The following is a 20,201-nucleotide window of genomic DNA, read 5'->3' as shown; positions in this document are numbered from 1 at the left end:
TTATGACCCAAGTTCATAGTGATGTAAGCATCATGCCACAAGTGATTATTTCTGCCCAGCAACTGACACATAAGATTAAACTTCCGCAAAAAGAACTGACCATTTTCTCAGATTTGAGTCTGAGCATATTAGCAGGTGAACAAGTCGCAATTACAGGACGTTCAGGTTCAGGAAAATCTACCTTACTGGGTATTTTGGCGACTTTAGATCAGGCTAGCGGTGGTGAGCTCATCGTTTGTGGTGAAAGTATTGCCAAGCTCAATGAAGAACAGCGTGCACAGGTGCGTTTAAAGCATATTGGCTTTGTGTTTCAGTCCTTTCAACTGCTACCACACCTGACTGCTGTTGAAAATGTGATGCTACCATTACGGCTTCATGCATCATTTAACTTCGCTGAAGCGGAGCAACGTGCTTTGAGTTTGTTGCAAAAAGTTGGATTAGAGCGACAGGCCACTCAAACACCGAAGGTACTTTCAGGTGGGGAGCAGCAGCGCGTTGCAATTGCCCGTGCGCTGATTGCTGAGCCAAAAATTATCTTTGCCGATGAACCAACAGGAAACTTAGACAGTCAAACTGCGCGAGAAATTGAGCAACTATTGTTTCAATTGAACCGTGAGTTGGGTACGACCCTGATTTTAGTAACCCACGATCATACGCTTGCGGAGCAGTGCCAACGACATTTTGAATTACTCGATGGGCAGTTGATCGAACATCCTCGAACGGGAGGATGAAAATGAATTCTCTATTTCAGCCCTTACTGAAGCAAAGTTTTAAAAGTAGCGGTGTGTATTTATTGATTATTGCGTTGATTCTCGCGATCAGTGCAACGACCGCGCTGAAGTTTAGTAATGAGCAAATTCAAAATGCCGTAGCGCTGCAAGCCGCCGAGATGCTAGCAGGGGATTTGGTTTTAACGGACAGTCAAAAGCTCGATCCGAAATGGAAAGCGCAAGCGACAGCTCTCGATTTAAAACAATCAGAAGTCACTGTCTTTAGTTCGATGGCATATACCGATGATCAGTTTGTTATGGTCAATGTCAAAGCCATCGATCAAGCCTTCCCTCTGCGCGGAGAGTTACGTATTCAGCCTGCGGCGAAGCATATTGCTTCAGGTGAAGTGTGGTTGAGTCAACGTGCTATGGATTTGCTACGGGTTAAACTGGGCGATCAGCTGAATATTGCAGATGGTACTTTCAAGGTGACAGGCTTGATTGAGCATGACTCCAATCAAGAGTTAGGTTTTTCTGGGTTCTCACCGACGGTGATTATTTCTGAAGCGGATATTACCAAGACTAATGCCATACAAGTCGGTAGTCGTATTGACTATCGTCTACTGATGGCAGGTACCGCACAAAATACCCAGCAGTTTGAAGCAAATTTTAAGAAGCAAAATGTATCTTCTGAAGATGCCGGTGCGGCAGCTCAAAGTCCTAATGCGGAAGAACCACAAAACAGCTTACGCTTACGCAATGCCAGTGAGGGTAATACCCGCTTAATGAAACCAATTGCAAATTTGGACACTTTTTTGCAGTTAGCGAATATTTTAACGATTTTACTGTGTGGAATTGCGATTGCTTTGACCAGTCAGCGCTTTGTACAACAAAACCAAGATCACATTGCGCTATTGCGTTGTATGGGGGCGGCGAAGTCACAAATTCTCTGGGCTTACCTCAGCTTGTTGGGTGTGGTGTTCTTGCTTGCCATGCTGGCCGGGAGTGCCGTGGGTGTTGGGCTGGGGTATGGCTTGTTACATTTGATGTTACAACTGATTCCACACTTAAGTATTGCGTTTTCAGCGTGGGATATGCTGCTCGGACCGATTCCGATTGCCATGTTGACCAGTGCTGTAGTACTTCTGGGTTTTGTCTTACCGAGTTTTTGGGAACTTTTGAATACCCCACCGATCCGTGTCATTCGCAGTCAAGAAAAATCGGTTTCGTCTATGTTTTGGATGCTGCTCGCAGGAACGGCTAGCCTAGTTCTGTTTAGTATCGTTCTGACTGAAAACATGGTACTGACAGCCATGGTGATTGGGGCAATTATCATTCTATGTGCAGTGTTATACACTGTAGTCTGGCTGAGTTTGAAGTTTATCCGTGGCTTAAAAAATGCGATTTCTGCTTATGTCCGCACGCCTTACCAGACTGCATTTCAGATTACCGCTTTGGCTTTGGGGCTTAGTTTAATTACGGTCTTAGCCGTCTTACGAACCGATTTGTTAGAGCGTTGGCAGCAGCAAATCCCTGCGGGAACGCCCAATCAGTTTGTATATGGTTTACCGCCTTTTGACATGCCTGAGTTAAAAGCACAAATTGAGCAGAACCAATGGAACAGTACACCGCTCTATCCCAATATTCGGGGCAGGCTGATTGCCAAAAATGGACAGCCCTTTGCTGCGGATTTGGTCAAGCAAAATAATTCCTTACGCCGCGAATTAAATTTGACTCAAGCTGACAATTATCCTAAAGATAATGTAATTGTCTCTGGGGCATCAAAACTCACAGCAAAAGGACAAGTTTCGGTAGAAGCCAATACCGCGACAGAGCTTGGGATAAAAGTGGGGGATCAACTGACCTTTAGCTTACCAGAGGGTGTCATTCACGCCAAAGTGGCAAACTTACGAACTGTAGAATGGGAAAGTTTTAGCCCAAATTTCTTCTTTATTTTTGCGCCACAGACCATGGATGAAAATGCGGGCAGTTATTTGGGTAGTTTCTATGTTCCTGAGTCTGACAAAGCGAAATTGGTCAGCATTATTCAGCAATTTTCTAACACTGTCTTTATTGATGTCAGTTTAATTTTAGATGAAATTAAGCGCATTGTGACGGTGCTGGTGCAGATTGTCACGATCCTCGCGGTTTTGGTGAGTATTTCAGGTATTCTGGTTTTAATTGCTTGCCTGAACTTACTCATGGATGAGCGCAAACGTGAAGTGGCGTTGTTACGTTCATTTGGTGGTTCCAAGCAAAAACTCAGAAGCATGCTCAGTCTAGAAATAGGCTTTATTGGTTTTATGGCAGGTGTAGTTTCTTGTTTATTTGCTGAAGTGATAAGTGCGGTCGCATGCTATCGCATGGGCTTGGTCATTCAGCCACACTGGGAAATCTGGTTCATTTTACCACTGTTCATGACCTTACTCTGCGCGCTGATTGGGCGTTATCGCTTAAGTTATCTCAGTGATATTCCACCTTTACAAAGTTTGAGAGAGATCAATCAATCGTGATTGATCTCTTAATACGTTAAGTGTTGAATCTTAGAAATTGAGCTGTTGACGCATCATCATTAACACTTCTGACCATAAGGGTTGAATATAGACCACAAGGTTTTGGCAGTGTAAGTAAAACCAATACGAACCGCAGGCTGCCAAAACAAGGCTCAGCGGCATAATCCAACGCTGCTGCGCCTTCTGGGAGAGATACCAAAGTGCCGCCAAAACAGCACCCATCAACATGCCGCCAATATGTGCGGCATTATTAATACCTGAAATCATAAAGCCCATGGCTAAGTTGATTCCCATCACGATGAGCAAAGTCTTTTTATCTAAAATAAAACGTTGTTGTGGGAGCATTGGCAGTAGCGATAGAACCGTCAGTGCTGCCCCCAGTCCCATGACGGCACCTGAAGCCCCTGCACCGACACGCGGCAAGAGTTCAGGGTTTGATAACCCAATACGAATCAGTTCATAACTGTCTTGAATGGCGATATAACCACTGAGCAAGCTACCCATGAGACCAGCAAGAAAATATAGCGCAAGAAAATAGACACGTCCAAACATTTGCTCCAGCACACTGCCAAAAATATACAGCGCCCACATGTTCAACATGAGGTGAACCAAGCCAAAATGAAAGAACATACTGCTGAATAAACGCATCGGTTCAGCCAAGAAGGTAAGTGGTGCATAGTCTGCTCCCCAGCGTATGGCATCAGCCGTACTTGGATTGCTGACATCCATGCCATGCAGGACTTGCCAAAAAAACAGTCCAACATTCACGGCAATAATGACGGCGGTAATCCACCATAAATGTACGTCAAATTTTGTTTTGATTTGCGGAGGTGTAAGCTCGGTCATGCTATTCTTGCTAAAATTTTGCTATATTTGCCCAAGCTTAGCATGAATAAAAATGATTTTTGGAGTAAGCCACTGGCATGAAAGCTTTTATTGTTCGTAGTTTGTTAGTCGTTGTCAGCTTCGTGCTTTTGGTACAGTTGTGGATTTTTGCAAGCCTAGCGTGGTGGCGTTACAAGCCAGTGGAAACCACCATGTTTATGCGGATTGATTATTGGTCTGAGCCATCTAAACCCATTCAACACGAATGGCGTGATTATGACGAGATCAGTGAGTACATGAAAAAAGCCATTGTTGCGGCTGAAGATGGCAAATTTATGCAACATCATGGTTTTGACTGGGATGGCATTCAAGCGGCGCTTGAACGTAATAATGACACGGGCAAAGTGGTTGCCGGCGGTTCAACAATTTCTCAGCAATTGGCCAAAAACTTATTTTTATATAACAAGCGTTCATTCATTCGTAAGGGGCAGGAAGCTGTTGCAACTTGGATGATGGAACGGATGTGGAGCAAAGAACGCATCTTAGAGGTATATCTGAACTCGGTGGAGTTTGGCGATAATATCTATGGCGTCGAAGCTGCAACCCAACACTACTTTGGTAAAAGCTCACGTAGCTTAAGCCGAGAGCAGGCGGTATTTTTAGCGGCCATTTTACCCAATCCGAAATACTACCAAGACCATCAAAATGACCGTAAGTTGCAAAACCGCGAGCGCATGATTCGAAAGTATATGCGCTATAGCGATATCCCTTAATTTGATTGATGTGAAAAAGCCCAACTTTATGGGCTTTTTTTTATGAAATTGTCACAAAATTGAAGCATACTTATCATGATAAAACGCATTCAAATAATCAAAGGTTAGCTATGAATACGGCAGCAAGCACATCTCTAATACTACAACCTGAATACGCGTATAACGATCGCTATATTAACCGTGAGTTATCGATATTAGATTTCCATTTACGTGTATTGGAACAAGCCGTAGATCCTTTACATCCGCTGTTAGAACGGATGAATTTCTTACTGATTTTTTCACGTAACTTAGATGAGTTCTTTGAAATTCGTGTTGCGGGCGTCATGGAACAGTTGGATCTGGGTAATGAAAGCCGTAGCCCCGATGGCTTAACCCCACGCCAAGTACTCGATCAAATTTCGCAAACTGCACATGCTGCAATTGAACGTCAGTATCGTATTCTCAATGATGAAATTTTGCCAAAACTGCGTGAGGAAGACATTTGCTTCTTACGCCGTGGGGAACTGACGCCTGCACAGTCTTCATGGGTGAAGAAATATTTCCAAGAACAGGTCGCACCTGTCTTAACACCGATTAGCCTTGACCCTGCGCATCCATTTCCGCGTTTAGTGAATAAAAGTCTCAACTTTATTGTGACTTTGGAAGGGAAAGACGCATTTGGTCGTCAGATTGATTTAGCCGTTGTGCCTGCACCACGTTCATTGCCACGTGTGGTTCGTCTACCGGATGAACTCACAGGTGGAAAAGAGCATCATGTGATGCTTTCAGCCATTATCCATGAGCATGTTTCTGACTTGTTCCCAGGGATGACAGCAACTGGCTGTTATCAGTTCCGTGTCACACGGAATGCCGATTTGGCGCTCAATGAAGATGTGGAAGACTTAGCCAAAGCACTGAAAGGTGAGTTGAGTTCACGTCGTTTTGGACGTGCAGTACGTTTGGAAGTCACGCAAAACTGTCCAGAACATATTTATAATTACTTGCTAGATGAATTTGATCTGCATCAAGAGCAGTTGTATAAAGTTGAAGGACCTGTGAACTTGGCGCGTTTATTGTCCAATTTTAAACGCCCACATCTACGGTATGACGCACATATTCCTGTTATTCCTAAGGTGTTGAAAAAGTCGGAAAGCATGTTCTCTGCAATGCAGAAGCAGGATATTTTACTACATCATCCGTTTGAGTCTTTCGCACCTGTGATTAACTTGTTACGTGAAGCGGCACGTGACCCACAAGTGTTGGCGATTAAACAAACCCTATACCGTAGTGGTGCAGACTCTGAAATTGTACAGGTCTTAGCAGAAGCGGCGCGTAATGGGAAAGAAGTCACCGCAGTGATTGAGCTGCGTGCGCGTTTTGATGAAGAGTCAAATATCGAAGTGGCAAATGTGCTACAAGAAGCGGGTGCAGTGGTTGTTTATGGCATTGTGGGTTATAAAACCCATGCCAAAATGATTCTTGTGGTACGCCGTGAAAATAATAAACTCGTTCGTTATGTACACTTGGGAACGGGTAACTATCATGCGGGTAATGCGCGTATTTATACCGACTATGGCTTGCTCACGACCGATAAAGAGTTGTGTGAAGATGTACACCGTATTTTCCAAGAATTGACAGGTATGGGGAAAATGGCGAAGCTGAAAAAGTTACTTCATGCGCCATTTACGCTCCATGCTCAACTGATCAACTTTATTGATGATGAAATTGCCAATGCGAAAGCAGGTAAGAAAGCGCAGATTATTGTGAAAGTGAATGCACTAACCGAAGTGCAACTAATCAATAAGCTGTATGAGGCATCACAAGCAGGTGTACAAATTGATCTCATTATTCGTTCAATTTGTTGTCTACGCCCGGGCTTGCCAGGGCTTTCGGAAAATATTCGTGTACGTTCGATCGTGGGGCGCTTCTTAGAACATACGCGTGTTTTCTATTTTAGTAATAATGGCGATTCGCGTATTTATGGTTCGAGCGCCGACTGGATGGATCGAAATCTATTTAATCGTGTTGAAGCATGTTTCCCAATTGAAGATCCAGCTTTGAAAAAACGTATTTATCAGCAAGGGTTGTTGACTTATTTGCAGGATAATCAACAAGCTTGGTTACTACAAGGTGATGGAACTTGGCTTCGTGCGACGCCAGCTGAAGGCGAAACCGAGCATAATGCGCAGCGTTATTTGCTAGATGTGATTAAATAATTTTAGGGGTGCTTGGGTCTAAAAAAGATTCAGGCACAAAAAAAGGAGTCATGTTTGACTCCTTTTTTATGCACTAAAATAAGCTTAGTGCAGATTTTGAGTAATTTTTTGCAGGATTTGTAATAGCACATCAAATTCGCTTTGTAGCGGGGTGCTTTTACGTGTCACCAAAGCTAAGATACGGCTTGGAGCAGCTTCAATTTGTTTGACCATTAAATCTGGATTCGCTTTAATCATATTGGTATGAATTGCGATTTCAGGTAATAAAGTAAAACCAAGATCAGCCGATACCATTTCCACAAGGGTCGGTAAAGAACTCGCTTTTAAACGATGATCGTTTTTACGCTCACCAATTGGGCAGGCACTTAGAGTGTGGTCACGTAAGCAGTGGCCTTCTTCAAGCAACATTAAGCGTGAAAGGTCTAAGTCATCCAGCGATTTGGCTTGGCTTGCGATATCTGATTTATTGCAGACCAAAAACAAACTTTCTTTTGCGACTTCAGCAACTTTTAAGCCACGTGTATCAAAAGGTAGAGCCAAAACGACCATGTCTAAATTACCATGTTCGAGTTTTTCTACAATTTTTTCACTTTGCGCTTCGTGTAAATGTAGTTGAATTTTAGGGAGTTGCTTATGCACTTCATCTAACAATTGCGCCAGAATAAATGGCGCAATGGTTGGAATAACACCTAGATGTAAATCACCAGTTAAAGGCTCGCTCATTTCTCGGCTTAAACGCATCAGGTCTTGAGCATCTGCCAGTAGAACACGAGCACGAGCAACGACTTGCTCGCCTAGAGGAGTTAAGCGCACATTTTGGCGATCACGCTCTACAAGTACGCCACCGAGTAGGCGTTCAAGCTCCATAATCCCGCCCGACAAAGTCGATTGGGTTACAAATGAACGGCGTGCAGCTTCAGTAAAATGCAGCGTTTCTGACAGTGTAACGAGATATGACAGCTGTCTTAAGGATGGTAATGCAGCCATAGTGTCCTAATGATTATGATTTAAAGTGTTGTGCAAATAATTCGCTAAGATTTGGAATGAAGTGCGGTGGGATATCATGCCCCATTCCATCAATTAATTCAAATTTAGCGCCCATAATTGCCTTTGCAACGGCCTTTCCGTGACTAGGCGGGAGTAAACGGTCTCGCGAACCGTGTACCACAAGGGTCGGTTGTTGAATCTGTTTGTCCAGTTGCAATAAAGAACCTGTACATAATATTGCTAAAAACTGTTGAAGTACACCCGCAGGGTAATAACTTCGGCGATATAATTTGCGAGAAGTCTGAATTGACTCGATTGGATTGTGATAATCAGGCGAGCCAATGATCTTAAACACTTTCAAAGAGTGACTCACAATTCCTTCTTCATCGGTCGATTCAGGTCGACCGATTAGACTAAAGAGTTGCTTTGGAAAAGGCGGCGGAAGTAAAGGTTGGTTGTTACTGGTGAACATTAGGCCGAGCTTTTTGACCTTTTGTGGGTGACGCGCTGCTAGAATTTGCCCAATCATACCACCCATGGATGCACCAATCACATAACTTTCATCTAAACCTAAACGGTCTAAAAGCAGTGCCACATCGTCAGCCATGTCGTATAAGTCATAAGGTGCACCACGGTTATCTAAACCTAAAGCAAAACGCCCCATCAGTTTGAGGGTGTTTAAGCGTGGACCTTGATGTTTAATTTTTGAAGATAAACCAATATCGCGGTTATCAAAGCGAATGATACGAAATCCTTGATCAATCAGAGATTTACAGAAGAAATCAGGCCAAAATAAGAGCTGTGCTCCTAAACCCATGATCAAAACAATGGTCGGATGATGGTCTTCGCCACCGATTTCGACATGGAGTTCAATACCATTGCCTAAGTCGACTTTGGTTTCGCGCATAAAAGAGGTATAGGGTGAAAGATTATATTGGAGTGCGCTATTCATTATTGTAATCCTCACATAAAGGACATCTATTGTTATAAATGTCCTTTTATTTAAACTCTAAACCTGTGCTGGAATCAAGTCTGGAACCAGTTTTGTTAATGCTAAACGTTGTTTCGCTGCGGTTGCACCGAGCAGTACGAAGCCACGAAGTGTACCTTGACTGTCTAGGGCTTTGGCAATCATGCCATCGTCTAATTCCTCAGTTTCCCAGTTCACCTCTGCATCAATTGGTGCAGGTAAAACAGTGAGCGGCGCAGCGGGTGTTTTAACTGCTACAGGCATAGCAGGGTAATGCACCGCAGTGGTCTCGCCATTTAAGGTTTTCGCTAAAGCGCGTGCTTGCTGCATGATCGGCATGACATAAGGCAGCAAGAGTCCATTGACTTCAGCACAATCTCCGACGGCGTAGATATGTGGCTGATTGGTCTCAAGTTGTGTGTTGGTCAAAATGCCACGACTGGTTTGAATATCTGCTTCTTTTGCCAGAGAAATGCTCGGTTGTAAGCCAATCGCAGATAAAACAACATCGGCAACTAAAGACTGACCGTTGGCTAAGGTCAAAACATAGTCACCATTTTCAATTTTAGACACTTTTTCAACTGTGGTGCCAAGGACAAAATGAATACCCGTTGCCTCAAGGTTTTCTTTAAAGGCACTTGAAACATGCGCTGGCAATAAACGGCCCAAAGGCTGGTTTGCCAAGTCGATAACGGTGGCTTGATGACCTGTATGTTGTAAATCATTGGCAAATTCACAGCCGATGAGACCAGCACCTAAAATGACTACGCGTTTGTCTGTACGTTTTTCAAGTTCTGCGCGGAAGGTTTTATAGTCGTCTAGATTGTTTACAACTTGAATGTCATTGCTTCCATCACCTGCAATGGCTAAGCGAATTGGGTTTGCTCCTACCGCTAAAACCAATTGAGAGTAGGGCTGTGTAGATTCAGCTCCATCTTTAATAACGGTTAACTGCTGTTGTTCAGCATGAATCTCTTTCACCCAAGTATGCGTGGCAATTTGCATTTTCAGTTGTGTTGCCATTTTCTCTGCATCACCCAAAGCAATCTGTTCAGGCGCTTTGTTGGCAACAAAGGCATTGGACAATGTTGGTTTGGCATAATTAGTCGCATCATCTGCACATAGCATAAGCAGCTCTTGTTCAGAGTTCAGCTTGCGAAATTCACGTGCTACAGCATAGCCTGCCATACCTGAGCCAATGATGACGATGGGATGCATAAGGTTCTCCAGAGATTATTTTAAAGACGTAAAAAAAGACCATGCTGCATGGTCTTTAACACTATGAATTAGATTTCAACCATTTCAAAATCGATTTTTGACACGCCACAATCTGGGCAAGTCCAATCGTCAGGGATATCGTCCCATTTCGTTCCCGCCACAATGCCATCTTGTGGCCAACCTTCTGCTTCGTCATAAATCCATCCACAAACGATGCATTGATACTTCTTCATTTGACTCTCCAAAACGCTGAACAAGAAAGGGTTCAGCAAAATAATCCATTACGCAAGCTGCTATTCATCTGAGTTGTTAGCATACTTCGCTAATCTAAATTTTTACGCAGTTCTAATACGAATGTAAAGTAAATATCGGAGTTTAATGATTGAATCTATCTGCTAAAAGCGATGATCAGGACAAAACGTATCATTTAAAACCAGATCGTGTTTGGCAAAAGTGTGAAAGATATAGATGATTGCATGTCAAAAAGATGTGTTTCTTCAATCAGCTGGTCTTTTAAAATCATTAAAATATAGACTAAGGTCGTGATGTAAATGCAGAATTAAATTGCTATTTTAACATTGAGTACATCTATACCTAATATTTATTAAATAAATGACTCAATTAAAAACAATAGCTTACACAAATATTTGGGTTATTCAGCCGGCTGTATGGCAAGTGCTTGACTATTTTTTTGACAGATAACGCTGTAAAATTCATCTATTCCTTTTCAAATTTTATTGATCTCCTATGAACAACTTGTCTACAACGTTGTGGTCGCACATTCGTACGGTCCAAGATTTTCCAAAACCTGGGATTTGTTTCTTCGATTTAACACCATTGTTTATGAGCAATATTGAGCCTTTAACCGATGCGTTAATTGCAAGTATTCCTGCTGAGCAGTTGGCGGAAGTAGACAGTTTTGTTGCTGTAGAAGCGCGTGGTTTTGTGCTTGCGAGCTTATTGGCACAACGTTTAGGTAAGGGTTTATTGTTGGTACGTAAAGCAGGCAAGCTGCCACCACCGGTGGTGGGTGTAGGTTATAGTTTGGAATATGGTTTAGACCGCTTAGAAATGGCAGCCAATACCCCGTCGCAAAAAGTGATTATTGTGGATGATGTTTTAGCGACAGGTGGGACATTAAAAGCCGTTAATCAGCTAGTGGCAAAATGTAATCATGAAGTGCTCGGTGCTAGTATTTTTCTTGATTTGCCTGATTTGCATGCTGACTTAGGTTTAAAGATTTGGTCAGTATTAGATGACAAATCGAAACCAGAATCTGTTGCTGCATAAGCACATTAAAAAGCCTTGGGACATCCAAGGCTTTTTTTATTTATATAAATATTGTTGTTCTAGATGTTCAATCAGTTGATTAATATTTTCTGGTTTAAGTAGTCGGTGATGTCCACCTTCAACTGCTTGAATCAACATATAATTTTCTAAAATTTCCTGTGCTGCATACATATCAATTAATTCATCTCCCAGCTCCAAGTAGGCCACTTGCGGTACATTGTGGTCTAAGTCAGTCTCATTAATACTCGGGTAATCATCGCGAAAGTCAGGCGCTAAGCGTGGGTTGGCAATCACACATGGAATTTGATGTAGAAGTGACATTTTCAATGCCCAATATGCACCAATACAATGCCCAACAATAATTTCAGGTTTTATTTTTTCAATAATATCGTCGTAGAAACTGGCTACGGTAGAAAAATTGAGATAGCGATAATCGATATCGATACAAAATTTCTGCTTTGCATCAATGGCATGGAACTTAGTGGACTCGCGTGAGGAGTCTAATCCATGCAAAAACAAAATTTTAGATTCGCATCTGCTCATGATTTATCATTCAATTAAAAACTAAATTATTTTATGAGTGGAGAAAAGTTTACTTTTCCACGATTTATAATGTCCATTGTAGTGGGATTAACCGTGAAATGAAGTTAGCTTTTGGTCTAAGAAATAGACAGACCTTTTATACGGTGGGTTCTTAGCTCTGAAATAAACGGGATATATACTTTTTTATATACCGCATGGTTTTTGATGATGCTCATTCGTCTGTAATTCTGCTATGCTATGCAACTTCCGTTTTTTAATACATATACGAGGCAGAGATGACGCAACAAAACGCTCAATCGACTTCTGAACAAGCCATTTCCGAAAACGATTTAATTGCACAGCGTCATGCCAAGTTAAAGCAGATTGAAGATCAAGCCAAACAAACGGGCACTAGTCCATGGCCAAACACGTTTAAACGTGAACATTATGCGCAAGACTTACAAGATCAATTTGCAGACAAAAGCAAAGAAGAAATTGAAGCAGCAGAGCATGTTTATGTTTCTGTAGCGGGCCGTGTGATGTTGAACCGTGGTTCATTCATCGTGATCCAAGATATGACGGGTCGTATCCAGTTATATGTGGCGCGTAAAGAGTTAGCACCAGAAACTTTAGAAACCATTAAGAGCTTAGATCTTGGCGATATTATCGCGGTGAAAGGTTATATTGGTCGTTCAGGTAAGGGTGACCTTTATGTACATATCGAACACTTTGAGCTTTTAACCAAGTCGCTTCGTCCACTTCCAGATAAATTCCATGGTCTAAACGATACTGAAGTTAAATATCGTAAGCGTTATCTTGACCTGATTGTGAACGAAGAAACACGTAAGACTTTTGAAATTCGTGCCAAAGTGGTTTCAGGCATTCGTGCGTTCTTAACTGAACAGCGCTTTATGGAAGTAGAAACACCGATGATGCATGTGATTCCAGGTGGAGCATCAGCGCGTCCATTTGAAACGCATCATAATGCTTTGGATATGCCACTTTTCTTACGTATTGCGCCTGAGCTCTACTTAAAACGTTTGGTGGTCGGTGGTTTTGAGCGTGTGTTTGAAATTAACCGTAACTTCCGTAACGAAGGTGTTTCGACGCGTCATAACCCAGAATTCACTATGATTGAATTCTATCAAGCTTATGCAGACTATAAAGACTTGATGGAACTTACCGAAAATATGCTTGAGCGTTTAGCGTTGGACATTTTGGGTTCAACTGATGTGCCTTATGGTGAAGAAGTATATAGCTTCAAAGGCCCATTCAAGAAAATTTCAATGTTTGATGCCATTCTTGCACACAACCCACAGTTCACGCCTGAAAATGTCAATGACCGTGAATTCTTGGCAAAATTTGTGCAAGAAGAGCTGAAAGAACAGGTGAAACCAGGTTTTGGTTTGGGCAAACTTCAAACCATCGTATTTGAAGAAACTGTTGAAACTCAGCTACGTCAACCGACTTTCATTACAGAATATCCTGCTGAAACTTCGCCATTGGCACGTCGTAATGATCATAACCCACACATTACGGACCGTTTTGAGTTCTTTATTGGTGGTCGTGAACTTGCGAATGGTTTCTCCGAGTTGAATGACCCGATTGACCAAGCTGAGCGTTTTCAAGCACAGGTTTCAGAAAAAGACGCAGGTGATGATGAAGCAATGCACTACGATGCAGACTTTGTTGAAGCACTTGAGTACGGCTTACCGCCGACAGCGGGTGAGGGTATTGGTATTGACCGTTTAGTCATGTTATTCGCTAATGCAGCAAGTATTCGTGATGTGATTCTGTTCCCACACATGCGTCATAAAAACTAAGTTTGATATGAACATAAAAAGCCCGCATTTATTGCGGGCTTTTTATGTTTTACGGATTAATCTTGAAATAATTGGAATCCAAACTTGGGGTTATCATGTTGATATATAAAATCAACAAGCTGGTCTGTATTGAGTGTTATTTTTAGTCTTCTAGGTTGTGAGTTTGGTAAGTCATATACATAGAACGTAAATGAAACCTACACTAGGTATTTGTAGATGTATTACCTAGCAGAAACATAGATGAAGAATCGAAGCGTGAACAGGCTTAGTGCTTTGAATGAAGTTGATGTAATATTTGAGTTTATTTAGTGATATATTATTGTTGAATAAAACTTATAGGGCTTATCAATTTTGTTTTATATGAGGTTTTTGCATATAAATATAATAAAACAAGCAATAGTGTGTATAACTAAATCTTTATAATGAATATATATTTTTAAAAGTGTAATAAGTACACGATTTTTGTGAGTTGGTGCTGTCAATGTCATTAAATGAGGAAAGACTTACTCATCTTAAACAGCTTGAAGCTGAGAGTATTCATATTATCCGCGAAGTAGCTGCTGAGTTTGAAAACCCAGTGATGCTTTATTCTATTGGTAAGGATTCAGCAGTGATGCTGCATCTGGCGCTTAAAGCGTTCTATCCTGCCAAGCTTCCATTTCCGCTTCTGCATGTAGATACGGGCTGGAAATTTAAAGACATGATTGCTTTCCGCGACAACATGGCAAAAACCCATGGTTTTGATTTGATCGTACATCAAAACAAAGAAGGGAAAGATGCGGGCATTAACCCGTTTGACCATGGTAGCTCAAAGTATACCGACATCATGAAAACTCAAGGCTTAAAACAAGCACTTGATAAATACGGTTTTGATGCGGCATTTGGTGGTGCGCGTCGTGATGAAGAAAAATCACGTGCGAAAGAACGTGTCTATTCATTCCGTGACTCGAAACACCGTTGGGACCCAAAAAACCAACGTCCTGAACTTTGGAATCTTTACAACGGTAAAGTGAACAAAGGTGAAAGTATTCGTGTATTCCCACTATCAAACTGGACTGAGCTTGATATTTGGCAATACATCTACTTGGAAAGCATTCCATTGGTTCCACTTTATTTAGCTGCAGAACGTCCTGTGGTTGAGCGTAGTGGCACCCTGATTATGGTTGATGATGAACGTATGCCTTTAAAAGAAGGTGAAGTTCCACAAATGAAATCGGTACGCTTCCGTACACTTGGTTGTTACCCACTTACGGGTGCAGTGGAGTCAACGGCAAATACCTTACCTGAAATTATCCAAGAAATGTTGCTTGCAACCAGCTCTGAACGTCAAGGTCGTATGATTGACCATGATGAGGCGGGCTCGATGGAGAAGAAAAAGCAAGAAGGTTATTTCTAACTGTTGATAAATCTCTCCCCTTGCGCAGCAGTGCTGCTCATCTTTTTCTAAGAGAGGAGAAAAGCCCTTCTTTTGTAAAGGGGAAAGTCTCCCTTAACAAAGGGAGATTTAGAGGGATTAAAGAGATTAAAACCGATTTCTAAAGAATATGTGGAGTTTTGAGCAATGTCTCATCAATCAGAACTGATTAGCCAAGATATCTTGGGCTATCTAAAACAACATGAAAATAAAGACTTATTGCGTTTTCTGACTTGCGGTAACGTCGATGATGGTAAGTCAACTTTAATTGGTCGTTTGCTTTACGATTCAAAATTGATTTATGAAGATCAATTGCAAGCAGTAACTCGTGACTCTAAAAAAGTCGGTACGACAGGCGATGCACCTGACTTAGCACTCCTTGTCGATGGTCTACAAGCTGAGCGTGAACAGGGCATTACCATTGATGTGGCTTATCGTTATTTTTCAACTGAAAAGCGTAAGTTCATCATTGCTGATACACCAGGGCATGAGCAATACACGCGTAACATGGCCACTGGTGCGTCAACCTGTGATCTTGCGATTATCTTGATTGATGCACGTTATGGTGTACAAACTCAGACGCGTCGCCATACTTATATTGCAAGCTTACTTGGTATTAAGAACATTATTGTTGCGATTAACAAAATGGACTTGGTTGAATTTTCTGAAGCGCGCTTCAATGAAATTCAGACAGAGTATGCAGGTTTTGTGGCGCAATTGGGTGACCGTAAGCCAAACAACATTATCTTTACGCCTATTTCAGCATTGAATGGTGATAACGTTGTCAATAAATCACCAAATACGCCATGGTATACAGGCGAAACGTTGATGGGTACGCTTGAGTCTGTGGAAATTAACCGCAGTTCAGTGACCAACGATTTCCGTTTCCCTGTGCAATATGTGAACCGTCCAAACCTCGACTTCCGTGGTTTCTGCGGTACGGTTGCGTTGGGTGATGTATCGGTAGGTGACAAAATCGTGGCTTTACCATCAGGCAAGTCGTCGACGGTTAAAGAAATCGTTACTTATGATGGGAACTTAGAGTGTGCCGTTGCAGGTCAAGCAGTAACGTTGACGCTGAATGACGAAATTGATATTTCGCGTGGTAACGTGCTTGTACGTGCGGATCAAGCTGCGCCAGAAATTTCACGTTCGGTCAATGCCACTGTGGTTTGGATGGCAGATCAACCGCTGGTGATTGGTAAGTTGTATAACTTAAAAGTGGGTACGCAAACTGTTCCTGCAAAAGTCACTGCAATTAACTACCGTACCAATGTCAATACATTGGAAAAGGTACAAGTCGATAGCCTTGAGCTGAATGCCATTGCTAATGTCACCGTTGAGTTTGATGCGCCTGTCGTATTTGATCGATACCAAGACAGTCGTTATACAGGTTCGTTTATCTTCATCGACCGTTTAAACAACGTGACGATTGGTGCGGGTATGGTGGAAGAGTCTGTGGAATGGTCTGCGCATAGCAACCCTGTCACAGCGGAAGACCGTGCTGCACGTTTAGGTCAAAAACCTGCTGCGGTAACTGTCTCTGCGAAAGCTCTAGAAAATGCACAAGTACTTGAAAACTTGTTAATTCAACAAGGTGTGGTTGCGATTGCGAAAGCAGGTCTAACTGCTGATCAGGTTGCACTAGTACGTGAAACAGGTGTGGTTGTGGTGACTGACCTTGTCGATGGTACAGATGTCGCATTCACTCAAGATGCGGTTGAAGAGCTGGCTGATAAAATTGTTGAATTGGTTCGTCTGTAACTGATTGAGCGAATTTGAAAAGGAACCCACCGTAAGGTGGGTTTTTTATTGAAAAAATTAAAAAATAGTGGTAATAATGCATGAAAAATAAACGAGTTTAGTTAAATGTTTAAAAGTTTGATATTGAAAAATTTCAGAAATTTTGAGCAGATAAATATTGAATTAAAAGATAAAAATATAATTTTAGGAATGAATGATGTTGGAAAAAGTAATTTATTACATGCTTTGAGATTGGTCTTTGATAAGAAGATAAGATTAGAAGAAATACATTCTACTGATTTTCATAATAAAAATGATAGAAATCCAATTGAAATTATTGTTGGGTTAGATATATCCCAGCCTGAAAAAGAAGATGTCCAAAAACTTAAAGCTAGAGCACATGAAGCTGTAACGCAAGAAGAATCTGAAGTTTTTTATATCAAACTAATAATAGAAAATAGAAAGGAATATTAAAACAGTTTTTTTGGGGAGATGAACTAAGTGCTTTAAAAGAAATAAAGGGTAAGGGGGTTAATTATTTAATTTTAGATGATGTATTTAGTGTGATTTATATTCCGTCACATGTTGAAACTTTAAAAGTCTTTAGTGATATAAAAAAAGAGGTATTAAAAGATATAGTTTTAACTGAAGATGATTCAATATTAAAAGTTGAAATTAAAGATAACTTTGAAAATATAAATGAAAATATTCAAAAATTAACATCTGTTAGTAGAATAGAAGAAGAAATTAATCAAAATTTGAAAATTTTTGATGAAACATATAAAGTGAAAATAACTTCACAATCAATAGTTGATGACTTATATAAGCAACTTAGAATTTATACCATAGAAAATGATCATGATCATTTGTATCCAGCTTCTGGGGATGGTAGGCAGAAAAAGATAATGTATGCCATGTTACATTATTTTTTAGAGAAAGAAGCTATTAAAAAAATTCCCATCTTAATTCTAGAAGAACCAGAAAATCATTTATTTTTAAGTGCGCAAATAGACTTATCTAGAACATTATTTGATGATTTAAATATTAAGTATATTTTTTGTTCAAGTCACTCATCTGAGTTACTGTATCATATTGATATTGATTGTAATTTGGTTAGATTGTATCGCCAGAAAAATATGCCCTTAAGAAAAACTATCAGTAGCTCGGCACAGATAAGTAGTGAATATCATAATCTAAAAAAGATGTATGCTGAGGGGCTCAGTAAAGGATACTTTGCGGATTGTGTTTTATTGGTTGAAGGATATTCGGAAAAACTTTTGTGTGATTCTATTTTAAGTTGTGTACTCAGTAAAAACCAGTTTCAAAAACTGTATGTTTTACCAGTACTTGGTACAAATTTTAAACCATATAGAGATTTACTTAAAAAACTGGGAATCAAGATTATTGTTCGAACGGATAATGATATATATAAGAATGATATTTATGGATTAAAACGCTGCTTAAAAATAGTTAATAAGAACCTTACTGAGATCATTCCTGAAGAGCTAAAAGGTAGGAAAGATGAAGGTGAAATAATTTTGAATAAGAAGAAGAAAGATCTACACAAGCACTTTCAACCTTTAATTGAGAATCTCAAACTGGAACATGATATATTTTTGGCTGAAATTGATTTAGAAAATGATATTGTAAATGCTTTATTAGATGAGGGAATAAGTGATTGTTCGCTTAATGGGGAAGTTGTTGATTTAGAGGAGTTGAAGTCAGAACTTCAATATAAAAAATGGCACAATATGTTTTTATTTTTAGAAGAAAATGAAGAACTATTTGAAATAATATTCAAAAATTCAAGATTTGATTTTTTAAAAGAAGTAAAAGCATGCCTAGTTTAGATTTTACATTGGAACAACAGAGAATATTAGATTGTACTTCGGAAAATATAATTGTTTCAGCTTGTGCTGGATCTGGAAAATCTTCTACATTAGTTGAAAAAGCAAAAAGGGAAATATTGCTAAGTCGTCCATGGAAGAAATTGGCAGTACTTACGTTTACAAATAAATCTAAAGATGATTTGATTTCTAAAGTAAATCATCCATCAATTATCATTACAACATTTCATAGTTTTATTTTTGAAAATTTATTCCCATTTGATCCTCAAGTAAGTGATCAATTAAAAGAAATGTTCCGTGTAGAGGCTGATAATTATACTAAGTGGTTAGATATCTTATATAATAAAAAAACTATAGTTGGCTCGAAAGGAAAGAGTGACTTTGTATTAGAACATGCTATAAAACTTTGTAATAAGAAAAATGTACAACACTTTTTTAAATCTAAATTTCATGCAATTTATGTTGATGAAGCACAGGATAATAATATTCAACAATATCAATTGATTGAGTTTTTTATAAGATTAGGTATTAAGATTTTAATGGTAGGTGACGCAAACCAAACATTATATGGATTTAGAGGAGCTTGTTCTAATACTTTTACTCGCTATGTTCATGATAATAGATTCAGTAGTTACGACCTAAAACAAAACTTTAGATGTCATCATATCATTAATAGAATTGCTAACTCCTATAGTTTTCCTGATGAACATGTATATGAAGAGAATATGGGATATTTTGTAATAAATATTAATATGCTAAATCAAGTTGTTGAAAAGTTAGTAGATGAGTCCATTGTTTTTTTGAAAAAGACTAATTATGAATTATCAGATCATGATGGTAAATTTTCTATTCTAAAAGATATTTCTTTTTCTCCTGATTTAGATGTTATGGTTAAAAAAATAGTAATTTGTCTTTTGAAAATTAAATTCAAAGAAAACTATTTTATGTATAACTTTTTAGACGAATTACAAATAGATATTGAGAAATTTAAAAAAATGAAATAGATTTTTTTAGAAACTGTGTAGAAAAATATATTTATGAAAATGGTAATTCATTGGATGGTGCTTTGAGTTTAATAGGTTTTGCAGAATTGAATAATCAGATTTGTGAAACGTACAGCTCTTTAAGCCAATTAGAGGAAACAAAAAACTTTTTTCAAAATACAAATAAGCATGTAACTATGACTATTCATTCTTCGAAGGGACTGGAATTTGATAACGTTATCCTAAAAAAAGATGATCTTTATCATAATGGAGTACTTCAGAAAAATAACTTTTATGTGAGTATGACTCGTGCTAGAAGTCGTGTTTTAGTAATTTTATGATTCTTAAAAAATTAATAAACTCTAATTTTTAGATTCATATTTTAGCT

18 protein-coding genes are annotated in these 20,201 nt (G+C 39.8%); 12 read left to right on the top strand and 6 right to left on the bottom strand.

Going from position 1 to position 20,201, the window contains the following annotated elements; translation table 11 throughout:
• The first annotated feature begins 2 nt into the window (after window positions 1-2).
• Entirely contained in the window at window positions 3-731 is a 729-nt protein-coding gene (locus ACF8FD_RS08075; RefSeq protein WP_234303879.1) for an ABC transporter ATP-binding protein, read from the top strand.
• Window positions 732-733: 2 nt separating this feature from the next.
• Complete coding sequence (locus tag ACF8FD_RS08070) at window positions 734-3,223, top strand: ABC transporter permease (protein WP_234303878.1); 2,490 nt, start codon at window positions 734-736, stop codon at window positions 3,221-3,223.
• A 30-nt stretch (window positions 3,224-3,253) separates the two neighbouring features.
• Here the strand turns inward: ACF8FD_RS08070 and ACF8FD_RS08065 are convergent, their stop codons facing one another.
• Complete coding sequence (locus tag ACF8FD_RS08065) at window positions 3,254-4,069, bottom strand: rhomboid family intramembrane serine protease (protein ID WP_234303877.1); 816 nt, start codon at window positions 4,067-4,069, stop codon at window positions 3,254-3,256.
• A gap of 77 nt (window positions 4,070-4,146) precedes the next feature.
• Between ACF8FD_RS08065 and mtgA the strand changes: the two genes are divergently transcribed.
• Window positions 4,147-4,821 (top strand): monofunctional biosynthetic peptidoglycan transglycosylase, encoded by a 675-nt coding sequence (gene mtgA, locus ACF8FD_RS08060; RefSeq protein ID WP_004694386.1) that lies wholly within the window; start codon window positions 4,147-4,149, stop codon window positions 4,819-4,821.
• Window positions 4,822-4,931: 110 nt separating this feature from the next.
• Window positions 4,932-7,016 carry a polyphosphate kinase 1 gene (ppk1, locus tag ACF8FD_RS08055; protein ID WP_234303876.1) on the top strand — a complete coding sequence of 695 codons (2,085 nt, stop codon included), beginning with the start codon at window positions 4,932-4,934 and terminating at the stop codon, window positions 7,014-7,016.
• An 84-nt stretch (window positions 7,017-7,100) separates the two neighbouring features.
• On the opposite strand, the gene oxyR is transcribed toward ppk1, so the two are convergent.
• From oxyR to rubA, 4 genes are all read right to left on the bottom strand, one after another.
• Entirely contained in the window at window positions 7,101-8,003 is a 903-nt protein-coding gene (gene oxyR, locus ACF8FD_RS08050) for a LysR family transcriptional regulator OxyR (protein WP_058869206.1), read from the bottom strand.
• A 13-nt stretch (window positions 8,004-8,016) separates the two neighbouring features.
• Window positions 8,017-8,955 carry an alpha/beta fold hydrolase gene (locus tag ACF8FD_RS08045; RefSeq protein WP_004694383.1) on the bottom strand — a complete coding sequence of 313 codons (939 nt, stop codon included), beginning with the start codon at window positions 8,953-8,955 and terminating at the stop codon, window positions 8,017-8,019.
• Window positions 8,956-9,012: 57 nt separating this feature from the next.
• Window positions 9,013-10,191: an FAD-dependent oxidoreductase gene (locus tag ACF8FD_RS08040; protein WP_234303875.1), complete on the bottom strand. Its 1,179-nt coding sequence runs from the start codon at window positions 10,189-10,191 to the stop codon at window positions 9,013-9,015.
• Window positions 10,192-10,259: 68 nt separating this feature from the next.
• Window positions 10,260-10,424: a rubredoxin RubA gene (gene rubA / locus ACF8FD_RS08035; RefSeq protein ID WP_004694381.1), complete on the bottom strand. Its 165-nt coding sequence runs from the start codon at window positions 10,422-10,424 to the stop codon at window positions 10,260-10,262.
• A gap of 514 nt (window positions 10,425-10,938) precedes the next feature.
• Between rubA and ACF8FD_RS08030 the strand changes: the two genes are divergently transcribed.
• Window positions 10,939-11,481, top strand: coding sequence for an adenine phosphoribosyltransferase (locus ACF8FD_RS08030; protein WP_005399870.1), 543 nt, complete (start codon window positions 10,939-10,941; stop codon window positions 11,479-11,481).
• A 36-nt stretch (window positions 11,482-11,517) separates the two neighbouring features.
• Here the strand turns inward: ACF8FD_RS08030 and ACF8FD_RS08025 are convergent, their stop codons facing one another.
• On the bottom strand, window positions 11,518-12,024 hold the full coding sequence (locus tag ACF8FD_RS08025) for a YqiA/YcfP family alpha/beta fold hydrolase (protein WP_004981014.1): 507 nt from the start codon (window positions 12,022-12,024) through the stop codon (window positions 11,518-11,520).
• A gap of 275 nt (window positions 12,025-12,299) precedes the next feature.
• Between ACF8FD_RS08025 and lysS the strand changes: the two genes are divergently transcribed.
• The 7 genes from lysS to ACF8FD_RS07990 all read left to right on the top strand — a co-directional run bounded on the left by lysS (window position 12,300) and on the right by ACF8FD_RS07990 (window position 20,154).
• On the top strand, window positions 12,300-13,826 hold the full coding sequence (gene lysS / locus ACF8FD_RS08020; protein ID WP_062034107.1) for a lysine--tRNA ligase: 1,527 nt from the start codon (window positions 12,300-12,302) through the stop codon (window positions 13,824-13,826).
• Between the two features lie 481 nt (window positions 13,827-14,307).
• Complete coding sequence (cysD, locus tag ACF8FD_RS08015) at window positions 14,308-15,222, top strand: sulfate adenylyltransferase subunit CysD (protein ID WP_004694369.1); 915 nt, start codon at window positions 14,308-14,310, stop codon at window positions 15,220-15,222.
• A gap of 165 nt (window positions 15,223-15,387) precedes the next feature.
• On the top strand, window positions 15,388-17,004 hold the full coding sequence (gene cysN, locus ACF8FD_RS08010; RefSeq protein WP_234303874.1) for a sulfate adenylyltransferase subunit CysN: 1,617 nt from the start codon (window positions 15,388-15,390) through the stop codon (window positions 17,002-17,004).
• Between the two features lie 105 nt (window positions 17,005-17,109).
• A complete protein-coding gene (locus tag ACF8FD_RS08005) occupies window positions 17,110-17,457 on the top strand; it encodes an AAA family ATPase (RefSeq protein ID WP_234303873.1) in 348 nt (115 codons plus the stop codon).
• Window positions 17,458-17,546: 89 nt separating this feature from the next.
• Window positions 17,547-18,833, top strand: a complete 1,287-nt coding sequence (locus ACF8FD_RS08000; RefSeq protein WP_234303872.1) for an ATP-dependent endonuclease — start codon at window positions 17,547-17,549, stop codon at window positions 18,831-18,833.
• Entirely contained in the window at window positions 18,821-19,834 is a 1,014-nt protein-coding gene (locus ACF8FD_RS07995; RefSeq protein WP_234303871.1) for a UvrD-helicase domain-containing protein, read from the top strand. Before ACF8FD_RS08000 ends, ACF8FD_RS07995 begins: the two co-directional genes overlap by 13 nt.
• Before the next feature lie 50 nt (window positions 19,835-19,884).
• Window positions 19,885-20,154: a 3'-5' exonuclease gene (locus ACF8FD_RS07990; protein WP_342592273.1), complete on the top strand. Its 270-nt coding sequence runs from the start codon at window positions 19,885-19,887 to the stop codon at window positions 20,152-20,154.
• Window positions 20,155-20,201: the final 47 nt, after the last annotated feature.

Origin of the sequence: Acinetobacter sp. TYF_19 (genome assembly GCF_043105125.1) — a bacterium.
GTDB classification, from domain to species: domain Bacteria; phylum Pseudomonadota; class Gammaproteobacteria; order Pseudomonadales; family Moraxellaceae; genus Acinetobacter; species Acinetobacter johnsonii.
The sequence above is the reverse complement of the archived record's forward strand: the minus strand, read 5'-3'. Positions and strand labels throughout refer to the sequence as shown.

What these genes read in the sequence shown, in the direction of transcription:
- ACF8FD_RS08075 (WP_234303879.1), top strand. Translation starts at nt 3, where the DNA reads ATGACCCAAGTTCATAGTGATGTAAGCATCATGCCACAAGTGATTATT.
- ACF8FD_RS08070 (WP_234303878.1), top strand. Translation starts at nt 734, where the DNA reads ATGAATTCTCTATTTCAGCCCTTACTGAAGCAAAGTTTTAAAAGTAGC.
- ACF8FD_RS08065 (WP_234303877.1), bottom strand. Translation starts at nt 4,069, where the DNA reads ATGACCGAGCTTACACCTCCGCAAATCAAAACAAAATTTGACGTACAT.
- mtgA (WP_004694386.1), top strand. Translation starts at nt 4,147, where the DNA reads ATGAAAGCTTTTATTGTTCGTAGTTTGTTAGTCGTTGTCAGCTTCGTG.
- ppk1 (WP_234303876.1), top strand. Translation starts at nt 4,932, where the DNA reads ATGAATACGGCAGCAAGCACATCTCTAATACTACAACCTGAATACGCG.
- oxyR (WP_058869206.1), bottom strand. Translation starts at nt 8,003, where the DNA reads ATGGCTGCATTACCATCCTTAAGACAGCTGTCATATCTCGTTACACTG.
- ACF8FD_RS08045 (WP_004694383.1), bottom strand. Translation starts at nt 8,955, where the DNA reads ATGAATAGCGCACTCCAATATAATCTTTCACCCTATACCTCTTTTATG.
- ACF8FD_RS08040 (WP_234303875.1), bottom strand. Translation starts at nt 10,191, where the DNA reads ATGCATCCCATCGTCATCATTGGCTCAGGTATGGCAGGCTATGCTGTA.
- rubA (WP_004694381.1), bottom strand. Translation starts at nt 10,424, where the DNA reads ATGAAGAAGTATCAATGCATCGTTTGTGGATGGATTTATGACGAAGCA.
- ACF8FD_RS08030 (WP_005399870.1), top strand. Translation starts at nt 10,939, where the DNA reads ATGAACAACTTGTCTACAACGTTGTGGTCGCACATTCGTACGGTCCAA.
- ACF8FD_RS08025 (WP_004981014.1), bottom strand. Translation starts at nt 12,024, where the DNA reads ATGAGCAGATGCGAATCTAAAATTTTGTTTTTGCATGGATTAGACTCC.
- lysS (WP_062034107.1), top strand. Translation starts at nt 12,300, where the DNA reads ATGACGCAACAAAACGCTCAATCGACTTCTGAACAAGCCATTTCCGAA.
- cysD (WP_004694369.1), top strand. Translation starts at nt 14,308, where the DNA reads ATGTCATTAAATGAGGAAAGACTTACTCATCTTAAACAGCTTGAAGCT.
- cysN (WP_234303874.1), top strand. Translation starts at nt 15,388, where the DNA reads ATGTCTCATCAATCAGAACTGATTAGCCAAGATATCTTGGGCTATCTA.
- ACF8FD_RS08005 (WP_234303873.1), top strand. Translation starts at nt 17,110, where the DNA reads ATGTTTAAAAGTTTGATATTGAAAAATTTCAGAAATTTTGAGCAGATA.
- ACF8FD_RS07995 (WP_234303871.1), top strand. Translation starts at nt 18,821, where the DNA reads ATGCCTAGTTTAGATTTTACATTGGAACAACAGAGAATATTAGATTGT.